Source organism: Nostoc sp. (assembly GCF_036918245.1).
Lineage (GTDB): Bacteria > Cyanobacteriota > Cyanobacteriia > Cyanobacteriales > Nostocaceae > Nostoc.
This window is the reverse complement of the sequence record NZ_JBALEF010000087.1, coordinates 132259-148742: the sequence shown is the minus strand read 5'-3', so window position 1 is coordinate 148742 and position 16484 is coordinate 132259. Positions and strand designations below refer to the sequence as shown.

Below are 16484 nucleotides of genomic sequence, written 5' to 3'. Positions count from 1 at the left end.
CGCGTCTTTATGTTTACTTTACAAATCAAATTTTATTATCTACCTTTAGATAATTAGGGTAAATTAAAAACAATGTAAAATTTCTGCCGATCAGTACATTTAACTACACACTTTTCTCACTCATTGACTTTTTAAGCATGAATGACAATCAACGAATCATCCACCTAACCGAGGTTTCTGCACTCGATTTCCCGGCTGACAATAATTATAAGTATAAATGCCATTTGCAGGTAGTTTCCGAAGAGGGACAAAGCTTGTTGTCAAGGGATCTGCTGAACCGCACGCAACCCAGTTGGTTGGTAGATTTGAAAAATAAGGGAGACTGCACGATCGCCATTACTTTGCGTTACCGAGAAGGGGACATCACTCAACCTTGGCAGGATGCTGGAACGGTCGCGTTTGCCACCCAGGAGTGCCTGAATGGAGAGCGCAGCACTGAGTTAGAATTTCCGATTACAACTTGGAACCAGGCACCCCAATTGAAGTTAAAAACTCGCCTGACTCAGAGTAGCACTGAGGGAAGTAGCAGCAGCTTTACAATCTTGGGGAATCAAAACGCTACTCGCCGCACTCACGGCAAAGGGACTCAGACAGAGGGCAAGTTCGAGATGCCAGAATCTGTTCCTCTCTCGCCCCCAGAAGAAGTGATTGTCAAAGACACTTGGAACAAGTTACGGGCGTGGAAAGAATTGCAGATGGAAAAGTTCTTGAAGCGCCTGTTGCTAGAGTCACCTGAATTAGAGTACATCTTCGGGGAAGCGATTAACAGCATCAATGACTTTTTCTTTGAGTTGTTTGATTGCTGCATCCACCAACTTCAGCCTGAAACTCAGAATATAATTGGAGAACCCTTAATGGGCGTACCTCCAGAAAAAGGGGATTCGTTTGACACGGTTGAGGATTACGGTGCGCTGTTTGCCGATATCGGGATGCGTCCCCAGCACTGGTTGAAGGCACGGCAGGTGTGGATGTGGATGCTACCATCGATTCCTTACCTGGAAGAGTACGATCACCAGGATTTAGCAAAAGGCGCAAACTCTGCCCTCTACCGCTTCTTCAATACCCATGTGATTGTGCCGATGGTAGAAGCAAATCACCGCTACAATAAAGCTTTGCCCCCAGAAATGCTGCAAAAGATGATGGGATCTTGGCAGGTGTTTAGCCAAAATAAGCAAGTCATGGGGATGGAGTTTTATCAAATCCTGTTTGAGAAATATCCCTTTGTATTGCCGATTTTTGGACGAGCAGACATGGATTACCTGTCTCTACACCTGTTTCAGGCATTGGAATTTCTCGTCCAATGCCTAAGAAGCGGCAGCAGTGATCAGATGATCCGAGAGTTGCGCTTCTTAGGGCAGGTGCATATTAATGCAGGGGTGCCATCCTGTACTTATCCGGCAATAACGGATGCTATGTTTACCTTGTTTGAGCGGTACATACCGGACTTCACGCCAGAGTTACGGCAGGGATGGCAGACGTTAATCGATCGCGCTGTGAATGTAATCAAGCTGCCCAAGCTGAATGAGGAACGATTGCTCAAAAAAGCCAAGCAATACCTGGAGCTAATCGCCACTGAGCAGGCATGGGAACCGGAGGACAGGGCACGACGCTGGGCAGAAATTCAAGAGGAAGTACACGCCACCGGAACCTATACCCACACGTATGAAGAAGTGGCATATGGGGCACAAGTGTCATGGCGCAATGCATCCAAGTGTGTGGGGCGGATTCAGTGGAATAATATGGTGATCCGCGATCGCCGCCACGTTAGCGACCCGGATGAGATGTTCCGTGAACTCCAAGAACACCTACAGTCCGCGACAAACGGCGGTAACCTCCAGATTACGATGACCGTCTTTCGTCCTAAACATCCTAAGGAACGCTGGGGGCCACGCATCTGGAATCCACAATTAGCTCGTTATGCCGCATACAAGCAACCGGATGGTAGCATTCTGGGCGACCCTGCCAACCTGGACGTGACAAAAGCGATTATCAAATTGGGCTGGCAACCCCCTGAACTACCCACGGAGTACGACATTTTGCCTTTAGTGATTGAAGCTCCGGGTATGGAACCGAAGATGTACCACTGGAATCAGGATGAGATTCTGGAAGTGGAAATCGAGCATCCCACGATTTCTGAATTCAAATCATTGGGCTTGCGTTGGTACGCCGTCCCTGCTATTAGCAACTTTTCAATGCACGTTGGCGGCATCACTTATGCCTGCATTCCTTTCAATGGCTGGTACATGGGCACTGAAATCATGCGGGATTTCCTGGACGAGTACCGCTACAACAAGATGGAGGACATCGCCAAAGTTCTCAAGCTCGATACTAGTTCTGAGCAGACATTGTGGCGCGATCGCGTCGCATTGGAACTCAACGTTGCTATCCTCTACTCCTTCCAAAAAGCGAAGGTGACAATGGTAGACCATCAATCTGCCTCTCGTCAATTCCTAGCGCACGATTTACGCGAGAAGAAAGCAGGACGCGAGTGTCCGGGGGATTGGGGTTGGGTCGTACCCCCATCGGGAGGAAGTGCTTGTCCGGTCTGGCACCACCAGATGCGCGACTTCTACTTAGAGCCAGCCTATCACCATGCTGCCGATCGCTGGGCAGTCGAAGATGGTATTGACCTGGAAAAATCGATCACCACTACTGACGAGGACGACAACAAGCAAGACCGCATCCTGATTCTTTACGCTTCCGAGACAGGTACTGCTGAAGGCTTTGCGCGGAAAGTTGCTCGTCAACTCCAGCGATTCCGTCCCAAAGTGATGGCGCTGGATGAATACAACACCGACACCCTGGCATCGGAGAAACTCCTACTGATTGTCACGTCCACCTTCGGCAATGGCGAAATACCTGGAAACGGCAAGAAGTTCCTCCAGTGGTTGAAAAAACAACCTGCGCGTTCCCTCGACGGTTTGAATTACTCCGTTATGGGCATTGGTAGTACCGTTTACGAAAACTTCTGCGCTGCCGGAATTTCGGTAGATAAGGCACTCGCCAAGGCGGGAGGTAACTGTATTGTGCCACTTCACAAAGGCGATGAAATCAAGGGACAAGCCGACACCTTCAAACAATGGTTAGGACTGGTTTCCCGCATTCTGGGTGAGGATCAAAGCTCCGCCGATGCGACAGCCCAAGCCGCACCTCAACTGAAGGTTACGTTTTTGAGTGAGACAGAAGCAGCAAATTCACCAGTAGAAGTGAGTGGAGACAGAGGGGTTGAAGTACCTTTGGTGGCCAATAGCGAACTACTCAAAGAAGTGATTCCCGGTAGCCGTTCTACTCGCTATCTTCTCTTTGATATTTCTAATACCGATTTGCAGTATGAAACAGGTGATCATGTTGCAGTTTATCCTGGCAATCCGGCAAAGTTGGTGAATCAGTTGTGCGATCGCCTTTCAGTATCCCCCAACACCTATTTTACAGCTCGTTATCTAATGCCCGATGGTACGGAATTAGAAGAAAAACCTCCTGTTACCGTTCCCACAACCATCGGACAGGTTCTCTTGGAAGACCTCGATCTGACTTTGCGCGAACCATTCAACGACCTGCTGACCTACCTATACTCAGTAGCAGAAAATCTTCAGGATAAACAACGCCTGGAAACCTGGTTGGAAATTCTGCGGCAAGGAGATGAGCATCCCGACAGCATCACGCTCAAGAAAACGATCACGGACAACTTCATCAGCGTTGTCGATCTGTTCAATGAGTTTCCTTCTGCCCAAATTACATTGGAAGTCCTGCTAGAATTGTTGCCGAAGCAAAAACCACGCCTCTACTCGATTTCCTCCTGTCCTCTGCTTCATCCTCAGCACATCCAAATCACAGTTGGAGTGTTGCAAGTTAAAACGGATGCAGGTAAAACCCGTCAGGGACTCTGCTCCAACTACCTTGCCGGACTGGAAGCGGGGGCAAAGGTTCGCATCAGTGTCCGCACCTCCGGCTTCCGTCCACCCACCGATCCACTCGCACCAATGCTGATGGTTGGGCCGGGTACGGGGGTATCGCCGCTGATTGCCTTCCTCCAGTATCGGCAGGCCCTATTGCAGCAGGAGACACAATTAGGTAATGCTTGCTTGTACTTCGGCTGTCGCGATCGCAGTGACTTCCTCTATGGAGAGCAACTTGTAAGCTGGCAGAATCAAGGCGTGCTGTCAGGGTTAGAAGTTGCCTTCTCGCGTTTGACCGACAAGAAAGTCTATGTGCAAGGCTTAATGGAAGAAAAAGCTGAAGAACTCTGGCGAATACTCAGTCATCCGCAATGCCACTACTATGTCTGTGGCGATGCCAAGATGGCAGACGATGTGTTTGAAGTGTTTATGGCGATCGCTAAAACGGAAGGGGGATTATCGCATATTGAAGCTGTTAGTTTCTTCAACAAAATGAAGCAAGAAAAACGCTTTTTCAGTGATGTTTGGGGCGTGGTGCTGCACTTCAAGGAAGCGATTAAAGAGGTACAGCATGACAACTACTCGAAAGCTGAAAAATGGCTTGAGCGTGTGCAGGAATCTGCTGATAGTCAAGCCGCCGTTCAGGAGGAATTGCAACTGCTAACTATCTAAAGAAGGGAATATCGCATTTCGCTGAGTTCACCAATATCAACTTCCACGACTTTGGTATATACCGTAAAGTTTGCAAATCGTCTCCTGAAAGCTAATTATTTCTATCAATGTGATCCCTGGCAAATAAAATCTCCTGCTGCTAAGTGTCCATTCCATCATCAGGTTTAAGCAGGCAAAAGGGGTATAAAGGAAGATAAATCTTCTTTTATACCCTTAGCCATGCACTGCTCACCTCTAAATTTTCATACGTAAGTCCTAAATATTTTGGGTATAGGTAGCAACATTATGAGCTATGACAAGAATTGGTTTAAATTAGTCCTGAGTTTCAGAGGTTCTGTTATTTGGGATATTAAGTATCAGGTAGCAGTAACTATATATAGGAATCCGATTTGATTCCTGAACTTACTTGCGTAGCGAGGGAACAGGGAACAGGGTTGGGAGAACAGGCAAGAAGGGAATAAATAGACCTCTTGCAAAAGTCCCTAACACCCCACCCCCAACCCCTCCCCGCTTACGGGGAGGGGAGACAAAGCGTAGCTTTGGCGGGGTGGGGTTCTTATTTTGGATTTATGCAAGAGGTCTAATGTGTACTAAGTTTTTTCAAAAATTAAATACGAGTCCTATAGCAGGGAAAATTCCTACAAAAATCTCAAATAATTCCAAATATATTAAGTATTAACTTTTATTAGATAAAAATAAAACTCTAGATAAATTACTTAACTTGTTGTAGTTCTAAAAGTGACTTTTTTTAAAATAAAAAAAGACTAGTTTCTAGGCGCAGTCCTATAGCAATATAAACCGTTTAGCAAGGTGTTCGCGCTATTGGGTTAATATTAATGACTAACCTGCTGCGACTCCTTGGTAAGGTGAGTATTTTTAAACGCAGGGGAAGCGGAAGGACAAGGGAGCAGGGGAGAAGTTACAGTAAGTTTTTCCCCTCTGCCCCTCAGTTCCTCTGCCTCTTTTGCCCCATGCCCAATACCCCATATTTATAGCCGATTAGTATCTTTTGTGACTAATTTCCAACCTTCAGCTTGGTCAACTAGTTTCATCGACTCTAGTTCAAGATTGTTGAAAGCAGATGCATGAAGCAGGAAGTAGGGTTGGCCGTTGTAGTGCCAATAGTATTCTAGTTCACCAACAGAAGCGGGAATGATGGTACGATCGCTATAATAATCCAACGAGGGACGATGGTAAGGAAAAGATGTGTAAATCTTCCTGGTAGCTGGATTTGCCCGCACAATCATGGCGGCGACTGGTTTAACTGGATAGGCTTCCGATAATTCCCAAACCCAGTAGTTAGATTTCATTAACAGCAGCAGCGAAATATAACTTCCCCAAAACAAAATCTTCAGAAATTGTCCGTCGCCTCGTTCTGCCAAAATAGCTGCTAAGGTCATAGTTAAAGCTACTGCGGCAAAAATCAGTTGTAAATCTGTTTTTGGTGTTGTACCCGAACTAAAATAAATGCTACCAGCAGAAGCAGCCACAGCAAGTATTGCCAAACCAGCAACCCAAGCACGGGGATAAGATGAGAGTAAAGGCGAATTTTCCGTATCTGATAATTGGATACCAAAAGCTAAAGCTAAACTAGGGTAAATCGGGAATAGATACCAGGGAAGTTTGGTAATCATGAAGGAAATTACCAGCAGATAAACCCCACTCCACGCCATTACTAGTTTTGCCCAACTAAGGTTGCGATTTTCCCAGGTTAAGCGGACAGTTTGTGGTAAGAATAATAACCACGGCCATGTGTATTTGAGAAGTTCAATCACATAGTACCAAGGTGGTTCAGAATTACCTTCTACAATTGAGCTAAGTCGGCCTGTTGATGGATTTGCAAGGCCAATTTGAGCGACAATATAACCATAGTGAATTAGTTGGGCACTATACCAAGCAGCGACAGGTAGAATGCCAATTAAGATTGCTATCCAAAGATAGTAACAGGTGAGCAGTCGTGGTGTATCCCAAAACAGAAATACAAGTGCGATCGCACCTAATAATACGCCTAACAGTCCTTGAGTTAAACAAATAAATCCAAAACTAACACCAACACCAAGACAATAACGTAAATCTCGGCGCGATCGCAACACGCACAACATCATCACCATCAAAAAACTTACCATCGCCCCATCCAACATTGCCAGCCGCCCATGACGCACCACAGGTAGCATTGTTAGATAAATCAAGGCACTATAAATAGCAGCCCAACGTTGGCGAAATATCTCTCGAGCAATGCAATACAGTAAAGGTACAGATGTTGCTGTTAAAATTGCTCCAGGGAGGCGCGTTGTCAACTCATTTTCGCCTCCTAGAGAATAAGCCCAAGCTATTAGCAAATGCATCAAAGGTGGCTTGTCATGATATGGTTCGCCTCCTAGAGTTGGGTAAAGCCAAGGCATTGAACCTGCTGGGGCGTGCCAAATTTCACGAGCAACCTGTGCCACAGTACCTTCATCCCAATCTCGCAGCGGCAACCCTCCCAGATTGATGCTAAACAGTAATACTGCTGCCAACAGTAATACTATTAGCCATACCCAATCAATCCATTTTCCAACCGTGCGATGCTGTTTTTCCAGATGACTCCAAATAAAGCTTCCTTCTTGCATATTCTCTGGTAATCATTTTACTTGCTGGTTTGATTACATAGAGACATCTAGCGAATCTCCAATGTTGCCACCCAGTAACAACGTATGTTTTTAACAATTGCTAGTTTCCAAGATTAACTCAAATTTTTCTAATTAGCGCTATTTTTCAAAAAATTTATATTGGTTATTTAAATAACATTTAAACCAATAAATGATAAAAATAATACAAGTAATAAAGAATTTATTACCTGCTATATAGTCCGTAAATAAACTTGTATTTTATTTTGTATGTGACGCTTGGTTTAAATTTTATCTACTTAGTTTTTCTCTGGCTAATTTCAGAAACTTAGTAAGTAATTGCTACACTAATTTAATAGTGTACTGAATACCTTAAAGAACTATATATAATATGTTTTAATAGAAGCTTTACGAAAATTATAATTATTTATTGCTTAAAAAACTATTTGATGATTAATAATCAAAGATGATTGTTGTTAAATAAAATTATTCCAAACAAGGAACCCTTATATTTTAAATTTGATTAAGTAAACATTGAATTATAATATCTATAATCTAGAATTCCTTAAGCACTTTTAATAACAAGAAACAGCTAAAAAATTATTGGAGACTGTCAATGAACTTACCTGTAGTTGTAGATATTACTCTTGGCTTAGTTTTTATTTACTTGATTTTGAGCTTGCTAGCTTCGGAAATCCAGGAACTAATTGCCACATTATTACAATGGAGAGCTAAACATTTAAGAACTTCGATTGAATTACTTTTATCAGGTGGTAGTGAAAGTGAAAAATCAGATATTATTAATGCAATCCAGTTGGTACAGAAACTTTATAACGATCCTTTGATTAATACATTGAATCAGCAAGCTAAGGGTAAAGTAGAAAAGCATTTCCAGGAAATTACCAAAAAACCTGATAAACTAGTACTAGAAAAACAAAGTGGCCCTTCCTATCTTCCTTCTGAAACATTTGCAACTACTTTATTAGATACCTTAAAAATTCCCCAGCTAATTAATCATGTTAAACATCCTAGTGAAGAAGCAAAAACCAACTTGCACATGATATTAGCCTCTTATAAAGAACTTAAAAAAGGTATAAACGATCCAACGAGTGCAAGCTACACAAAAATTCAAGAAATTTATGGGGATATTGACCAGAAATTTATAGATTTTGTTAATAATGAGTTACCTGATGAAGTCCCTAATAATTTAATCAAGAGCCTTGGTGTAATTGCTCAACGTAGTAGGATAAAGATTGGCGATCTCACAGAGGAAGTGAATCAATTTAAAAATGAAATAGAAACATGGTTTGATCGCTCTATGGATCGAGCAAGCGGTGTTTATAAGCGCAATGCCAAAGGAGTTGCTATTTTAATTGGAATATCAGTTGCATTTTTAACTAATACTGATACATTTCACTTGGTTAAAAGACTATCGGAGGATTCGGTTATCCGCTCTACTATTACTCAAAGTGCAAGTCAACGAATCGATTATATCAATGATGAAGCAGCCAGAAGGAATATTGAGAAACTATTAGGAAATGCTTCTATACCGATTGGATGGCAAAATATTAATCAACAGTTTGAGTTATTAGATACAACGAAATCTAATAGAGTTTATATCAGAATTTCACAGGTTTTTAAATTAATTTGCGGTTGGGTAGTGAGTGGTTTTGCTATTGCTATGGGGGCGCCTTTTTGGTTTGATATCCTTAATAAAGTTATCAATGTGCGGAATGCAGGGCCAAAACCTGTTGCGTATACTAAGGATCAACCGTCTCAAAAATAGCGTTTCAATTAAATCAAAAAATAAAAATAACTTGGAGTTTTAATTCTTTATTCTGAAGAGTAATCTCAATTTGTCTGATAAATTCTCGAAAGTAAAATCTTCGTTCTGTTTCCGACAAATCTAACCAAAATTGTGGTATAGAAACAGCTTGAGCAACAGAACGCAAGTTAACTGGAGGAAGAGTTGCTAGCTTTGCTTCGAGTGCAGAAATTTCTGTGCGGAGTTTGTAAGCTCTTAACTTTGCTGTTTCGGTATCTAAAATTCCAGTTTCAATTAAAGCGGGTAACTGAGCAAGTATTTCTTGCTGACGAGCGATCGCTTGCCCTAAACTATTCTTGAATGCATCCAACTGGGGAAAATTCATTCCTGCTACCGCTAGAGGTAAATCACGGCAAACGGTTTCAATGGTATGTTCCAACACCTCTTGATAGGAAATAGCTTTACACTTGGGGCTTTGGGGACAGCTAGTAGAACGTAAATAAAGATACTCTTTATCTTGGTTGCGTTGGGTAACACGGGTAACTGTCAGATGCGATTGACACTCAGCACAAACAATCAACCCAGCGAGAGAACGCGGTGCGCTCGCAGTTCGGGATGGTAAACGGCTGTTACGGCGTAAAAGTCGGTCAACTTGGGCTGCTTCTTCCTTAGAAATTATCGGAATATGGGTATTGGAGATAATTTCACCATTTTGATAAGCTGTATTGCCGCGATAGACTGGATTAGTCAGCCAGCGTCTTCCTGTGGTGACGGAGATTTTCTTGCCGTATTTTTTCGCCAAGTAACGCACTGAACCCCGCAGGGAACCATAGAGTAAAAAATGTTCAAAAAAATCTTTGACTACTGGTGAAGTACTGCGGTCAATGGTATATTTTCCCTTACCTCTGCGATAGCCGTAGGGAACTTTACCAGGTGGCGGTGCAACCTCAAGACGATTACGGGCATGTCCTTGGCGGATGCGGCGACTACGTTGCTGACGTTGGATTGCGTGTAGCAAATTCAGCAAGTTAGCGCCTAGAGGGTAATTTTCGGAAGTGTAGGGCTGTTCAGTGGCGATTACTGCGATTCCCATGACTTCGAGTTGATTGAGGCGATCGCTAATTTCCTCTACAGTATCTCCCAATTCTTCCAACCGACGAATCAAAAGATAATCTGCTGGTTCAGTTTGACAATCGGTAAATAATTGTTGTAATTGCGATCGTTCAGAAGAGTCTGGCTTGCCCAAATCTTCATAAACCCGATCCACCTCCCATCCCCAATCGCTTCGATCGGGAGAAGATTCTAATAGCGGATCGGTGTAAGAGTAGGCAATTATTTTCAAAGGTTTAGCACAGCATCACAAATAAATGGTATCAGTTATAACTACTAGCTTGACGATAAAACATCAAGTGATACTGTCTACCTAGTGCCATCAGTTCGTCATGAGTGCCTACCTCAATAATTTGACCGTGTTCTAGTACTACTACTCAGTCTGCTAGTTTTGCCAAGGCGAGGCAATGGCTGATTACAACGGCTATTCTCCCCTTTGCCAGGTTACGCAAAATATTGTAAATCTCATGTTCTGTTTTTGGATCGAGGTTCGCCCCAACAAATAATAACAACCAAAATCTGTATATGTTCTAATATGCTCTTGGGAGCTATTTCTCGTTTATTAAGCAGAATTATTGCCAAATTTCACCATGATGAATAACTGGTTTGATACAGCTCGATTGGGGATGTTTATTCATTGGGGACATAGTTCCCAACAAGGATGTGAGTTATCTTGGCCGTTAGTTGGGGGTGTATTCAGCCTACCTTTTTGCAAAGATATTCCAGTTGAGAAATATCACTACACAGCTAATACTTTCAATCCACAGCAATACAATCCTCAAGAATGGGCAGATTTAGCAAAAAGTATAGGAATGAAATATGCCATATTAACAGCCAAACATCATAATGGTTTTGCCCTATTCCATACGCAAGAATCAAACTTTTCAATTGCATCTGCACCTTATAAAAAAGATATTGTACGTGAATATATCGAAGCGATGCGCTCTGTAGGATTGCGTATTGGTCTTTATTTTTCGCTTAGTGACTGGCATCATCCAGACTATCCAGCTTTTACAGAAGCAGATAAACCTTATCGCTTTGACCAGCTACCTCAACCTACAGCGCAACAGTGGGAGCGATATATCCAATTTATGTTCAATCAGATACGAGAATTATTGACTAACTATGGTCAAATTGACATCATTTGGTTTGACGGAAGTTGGGAACGCACTCCTGAGCAATGGCAGGCTCAAGAATTAGCAAAAATGATTCGTGATTTACAACCTAATATTCTCATCAACGATCGTCTTCCGAATTGTGGAGATTTTGAGACTCCTGAGCAGTTTATTCCTCCTCACCCACCCGATCATCCTTGGGAAACTTGTCTGACTATTAATGAGAGTTGGGGATATAATTCAGATGATTGCAACTTCAAATCGTCTCGCCAATTGATTCATACCCTTTGCGAAGTAGCAGGCAAAGGAGGCAACCTCTTGCTTAATGTTAGTCCAATGGGTAATGGACAAATCCCTCCTGAGCAGTTAGAGCGTCTCAAAGATATAGCAGATTGGATGGGGAGCCACTCTGAAAGTATACTTGATACAACCCCAGGATTAGAACCGTGGCAATTTTATGGCCCCTCAACTCGTAAGGGCGATCGCGCTTCGCGTGCCGGAGGCAATCGCATTTATTTACACCTATTAATGAAACCTTACGAAACAATATCAGTTAGGGGTATACCAATCAAACAAGTAAAATCGGTGTTTGTTCTTGCTGACGGTACAGCACTAACCTACACAAGTCGCTGTGCAATTATTGATTCTATCCTCAATTCTAATCCGTTAGGAGAATTAACAATTGATGTACCTGAATCAGTAATTAATCCATACGTTACAGTGATTTGTATTGATATTGATTCTTGAGTAATTAATGTAAATTCATTAACAGTACAGCGATCGCTCCAATTCTTAGAGGAAAAGAGAGCGACACCGATATAGCGTTAGCGAAGCGGTAGCTAGGTACGAGCGTCCGTAGGAGCGTCACAGCCCCTTAAAGTAGCTTAAAGTAGAGAGCGCATACAAAAAAGCCCAGTTATAAATGACTGGGCTTTTAGCTATTTCAATCAATTGTTGGAGGTGAGTAGTTTCGCACTATGCAGCAGGTTGTTCTAGATTAACCTTGACAACTTTGTTCTTTTCCTGCTCGGACTTGGGCAGTGTCAAATTCAAGATCCCGTCCTTATAATCTGCGGTGACATTAGGTATTTTGAACCCTAGCAGATAGAGGAATTACACGTTGGAACTTGCCGTAGTAAAATTCACTCTTGGTAATACCCTTGTCTTGGGTTTTAGTTTCAGACTTGCGCTCACCGCTAATGTGAACAGCGTCTTGGGTGACTTGAATATCTAAGTCTTTAGCTTCCAGTCCTGGCAGTTCTAGCTTGAGATGAATTGCATCATCGGTTTCGTGCAACTCAGCAGCCGATACTCTGATAAAGCCTTTTTCAAGCCGTACAGATGGTACTCTGGTATCTCCAAATAAGCCGTTGATATGACGTTCTAAAGCGTTCAATTCTTGCCAGGGGTTGTAACGAACTAGTACCATAACTCTTTCTCGGAAAAATTCAGCTATTGTTTAATCGTTTTTGCACTTGATTTTGTGCTTATGTATTCATAAGAAGTATGGTTCAAACTCCTGTAAATTCGGTAATCATCACCTAATAAAATGATGATTACCGCACTTAATTAGACCTAAAAAAAGATTACGGTTTACTCTAATTTCTCAGTTCGGTAAACCAGAATAATAACTATTAAGACCAATAATAATCAACTACCTAATCTGCTGTTGAGTAGGAGGCTTGAGAACAGGTTTAGCTGATTGGGTTCCACGAAGATCATCACTGGGAATTACAAATCAGTAGATTATCTCCCAGAACCAAAAATAATCAAGTATGCAATAAACCTGATAACAGCTTTATAATATGGATGAAGGCAATGCGAATATTTGTTTATCATCAATACAAAAAAGTCAGAACGAGGATATGATTCATTTCGTTGATCTTAGGCATGTTTTTGATCCTTTTTTAATTAAATGCATACACAAATAATTAAGGAAGTTTTAGTTCACTATCTCTGTACTGTCATTATCTACGACGACTTTTAGTTTTTATGCACAGAAAATAGAAAGTTTTTTTGAGAATCTGTAAAATCCATACGCAGTAAGGAATTAGGTTTTGGCTGTATAATTGAAATCTGTCAAAGAATTATGCCTTTGATATTCAATCCGCACTTGCTTAACGTCAAGCTCAGATTCTAAAAACACGAGTTTTTCTACTTGCTGTAATCCCACATTTTCAAACTGTGCTAATTCTGAGTCTGATAATGGCCAAGGTGGGCCAGAGGGTTCAACTTCTGTATCTCGAACACGCGTAATCAGCAAAAGTCTGCCACCAGGAGCAACAAAGGAGGCAACTGAAGAAATAACCCAAGAACGCACATTCAACGGCAAAGCTTGAATATTACGACATTCAAAAACAAAATCAAAAGCTTGATGCCATTGTGAGGGAATTGCTAACAAATCTGCAACTACATAGTTGACAGTCGAATCTGGAAATCGCTCTTGACACCAAGCGATCGCTGTCGGTGAAATATCAAAGGCAGTTACTTCAAATCCTAGATGAGCTAAAGCTTCGGCATCATCTCCCAAGCCGCAACCAATGACTAGCGCCTTTTGCCCAGAAGCGAACGGTTCATGATTCGTCAACCAATCTTGTAGATAAGGGTGAGGAGTTAACTTTGCCCAAGGAATTTTTGATGTATCACCTTTAGCTTCGGTATATAACACTTCAAACCATGCCGATGGTTCTGATTTTTGTACAGCTTCGGTAGCTAATTGTTTAACATAAAATCGTAAATCTTCAGGTTGCTGTTCAAACATAAAAACTTGACATTACTAACAATTGTGCAAAACTTCCAAATACCCTAAGTATTGTAGATGAGAAAAAGCGATGCCTACAGTTCACTCTATTACACTATTAGGCAAGGATTTGTTACAGTTAAAATTGCTTTGGCAGGAGTACGGAGCCTGCGATCGCACGTAAAACGCAGCTATATAGTAGCGGAGCCTCTGCTTGGGTGAAAACAGCAAAACAAGAGGTTATATATTTTTGTAATCAGACTGCAAATAAAGTGCTTTAAAGCTATTCTTGTAATTCAAGAGCCTTGGGCTTGCTGTAATAAATTAAATTAGAAAACATATATTTAGCCGAGTTTTACAGGCGGATTTTGGACAATAATTCTTTAAAACTGGTTTCAACTCTGGACAATAATTCTTTAAAATTGATTTGATTGCTGAAAGCCGCGAAAATACGTAACTTATGCCCCTGAACTTGGAAAAAATGGACATTAATTCTTTAAAACTGACAATAATTATTTAATGGACAGATGGAGAATAACGGATTCGAACCGATGGCCTCTGCGGTGCGATCGCAGCACTCTACCAACTGAGCTAATTCCCCTTAATCGGTACTAAGTCAAGAGTACTATTACTGATTAACTCAAGACATTATCACCATAGACTATTCTAACATTCAGTTACCGATGGTTGAGCCTGTTTTTGAGAATAAACTTTTTGCACCCGTTCGAGTTCCAAATCGCTGAGATAATCAACAGTCCAGTTACAGCAGCGTTGGAGCATGTGGAATGGGTAAGTATTTGCGACACCAACTACTTGCATAAGCGATCGCTTCGCTGCTTCGATACCTGCTGGAGTATCTTCAATTGCCAGACATTCCTGTGGTTGAAGATTCAATTCGGGATATTCTTTATTTAGGCGTTTTACTGCCAGTAAATAACCATCGGGTTCTGGCTTACTGGTGGTGATGTCATCACCAGCGACGATAATTTTAAAATGTTCAGCTAGTTTAGCGCGATGGAGTATCAATTCTATTTCTTTGCGAAAAGCGCCACTGACTAATCCTAGTTTCAGATTGCGCGATCGCACCTGAAATATTAAGTCTTCTACACCTGGATATAAAGGCAGTTTCTTTATTTTCTCTAGTTCCACCGTATAAGCTTCGGCTTTGCGGCACAGCAACTGAGTTAAATAGTTTTCATTGCCTACTCTACCACGATTAGCGAGTAGCTGCTGAAAACAAGCGCGATCGCTGCGTCCTAAAGAAGCTTGACGCTCACTCACCCTTTGGGGTTGGAGATTTTCTTCCATGAGAATCTCATCGATCAGTTGCAGGTGGATTGGCTCATCGTTAATGATTACACCATTAAAATCAAAGAGAACTGCCTTTAAACTCATGCCATTATGCCAAACGCTGGAGAACCAAGTCCCTCCAAATCATTATTATCTACTGATGTGGCAGTATACTGACGGACATTTTCGGTTGCTATTGGTTTAATGCCGCTAGTTACCTGATTTATCCACCATACATCCTGCGATCGCACCGCTTCAAATCCGGCTGCACCCATATTCGCCTCTACGCTACCAGCAGCATACTCACGAATATATGGCTCCTCAAAAACGTCATTGAGCCATTCTAACTGACGCAGAGTCTTCTGATTCCCATCTAGAATTAATACTTGTCCTCCAGTTACCAGCAACCGGAAGCTTTCCCGCAGAATTGCTAAAGACACTGCATCTGGTGTTTCGTGGAATAGCAAAGAAGCTGTTACTAAGTCAAATGTTGCATCCCTCAAACCCGTTTTTTCAGCATTCCCATGTCGCCATACTATATCTAAACCAGCATTTCTAGCTTTATCTTCTGCCCTTACCAGCATATACGGTGATAAGTCCAAACCAATAACTTCCGCTTCGGGGAAAGCCTGTTTTAACATTAAAGTAGTGGAACCTGTGCCACAGCCTAAATCGAGTATGCGTCGTGGTTTTACCTTGACGGCATCAACTAAAGCTTGACGAACAATACTTTCATTAGGCGGTAGAACGTATTGAGTAACCGGATCGTAAGTAACTGCTGCATCGTAAGTCAGATATCCGCCAACAATACCGTGAAAGTTTTGATTACTGTAGTACCACGGAATTATGACATCATCTCGTCGATAGCGATCGCTCTCTTTCTCCCAATTAATACTATCAGCGTAACGCCGTAACCCGTCTTCATCAATCAAAAGACGCACTACAGGGGATAAAAAACGTTCCCAGATTGTATCTTGACGCACTGCCATATTGTGTCAGAACTTTAAGGAGCTATTTAAACAAAGTTATTTTCTTTACAAATTTTAATACATTTGGTAAGCATCTGCTTTCTCCCTGTGGTCATATGTTGATAATTGTAATTTTTTGTGCTATAAATGTAGTATATAAATGTAACTCCTAAAAGTAGTTCTTCAGCTTCACGAAAATTCAGAGAGCCAAATGAAAGACAATACAACATTTATATTGCTACAACTAACTAAGTAATGGGTTATAAGTCATACCGATAATTATCACTATCCTATACCCAATCCCAAATCTAAAATTTAAAAT

At 41.9% G+C, this 16484-nt stretch carries 8 protein-coding genes, 1 tRNA gene and 1 pseudogene; 3 read left to right on the top strand and 7 right to left on the bottom strand.

Features of this window, described 5'->3' with window-relative positions; translation table 11 throughout:
• Positions 1-137: 137 nt before the first annotated feature.
• Positions 138-4568 (top strand): nitric oxide synthase oxygenase, encoded by a 4431-nt coding sequence (locus V7L12_RS24965; RefSeq protein ID WP_335088441.1) that lies wholly within the window; start codon positions 138-140, stop codon positions 4566-4568.
• A gap of 989 nt (positions 4569-5557) precedes the next feature.
• Here the strand turns inward: V7L12_RS24965 and V7L12_RS24960 are convergent.
• A complete protein-coding gene (locus tag V7L12_RS24960; protein WP_335088439.1) occupies positions 5558-7177 on the bottom strand; it encodes an ArnT family glycosyltransferase in 1620 nt (539 codons plus the stop codon).
• 613 nt (positions 7178-7790) lie between these two features.
• On the opposite strand from V7L12_RS24960, the gene V7L12_RS24955 reads away from it, so the two are divergent.
• Positions 7791-8960: a hypothetical protein gene (locus V7L12_RS24955; RefSeq protein ID WP_335088437.1), complete on the top strand. Its 1170-nt coding sequence runs from the start codon at positions 7791-7793 to the stop codon at positions 8958-8960.
• 13 nt (positions 8961-8973) lie between these two features.
• Here the strand turns inward: V7L12_RS24955 and V7L12_RS24950 are convergent, their stop codons facing one another.
• Complete coding sequence (locus V7L12_RS24950; RefSeq protein WP_335088435.1) at positions 8974-10281, bottom strand: recombinase family protein; 1308 nt, start codon at positions 10279-10281, stop codon at positions 8974-8976.
• Positions 10282-10639: 358 nt separating this feature from the next.
• Here V7L12_RS24950 and V7L12_RS24945 point away from each other — a divergent pair, with 358 nt between their 5' ends.
• On the top strand, positions 10640-11911 hold the full coding sequence (locus V7L12_RS24945; RefSeq protein ID WP_335088433.1) for an alpha-L-fucosidase: 1272 nt from the start codon (positions 10640-10642) through the stop codon (positions 11909-11911).
• Positions 11912-12139: 228 nt separating this feature from the next.
• On the opposite strand, the pseudogene V7L12_RS24940 reads toward V7L12_RS24945, so the two are convergent.
• The 5 genes and pseudogenes from V7L12_RS24940 to V7L12_RS24920 all read right to left on the bottom strand — a co-directional run bounded on the left by V7L12_RS24940 (position 12140) and on the right by V7L12_RS24920 (position 16183).
• A pseudogene (locus V7L12_RS24940) lies at positions 12140-12593 on the bottom strand (Hsp20/alpha crystallin family protein).
• 621 nt (positions 12594-13214) lie between these two features.
• A complete protein-coding gene (locus V7L12_RS24935; RefSeq protein WP_335088431.1) occupies positions 13215-13925 on the bottom strand; it encodes a class I SAM-dependent methyltransferase in 711 nt (236 codons plus the stop codon).
• 507 nt (positions 13926-14432) lie between these two features.
• Positions 14433-14505 (bottom strand) — tRNA-Ala (locus V7L12_RS24930).
• A gap of 65 nt (positions 14506-14570) precedes the next feature.
• Positions 14571-15299 carry an HAD family hydrolase gene (locus tag V7L12_RS24925; RefSeq protein ID WP_334924244.1) on the bottom strand — a complete coding sequence of 243 codons (729 nt, stop codon included), beginning with the start codon at positions 15297-15299 and terminating at the stop codon, positions 14571-14573.
• On the bottom strand, positions 15296-16183 hold the full coding sequence (locus tag V7L12_RS24920; protein ID WP_335088428.1) for a class I SAM-dependent methyltransferase: 888 nt from the start codon (positions 16181-16183) through the stop codon (positions 15296-15298). Before V7L12_RS24920 ends, V7L12_RS24925 begins: the two co-directional genes overlap by 4 nt.
• Positions 16184-16484: the final 301 nt, after the last annotated feature.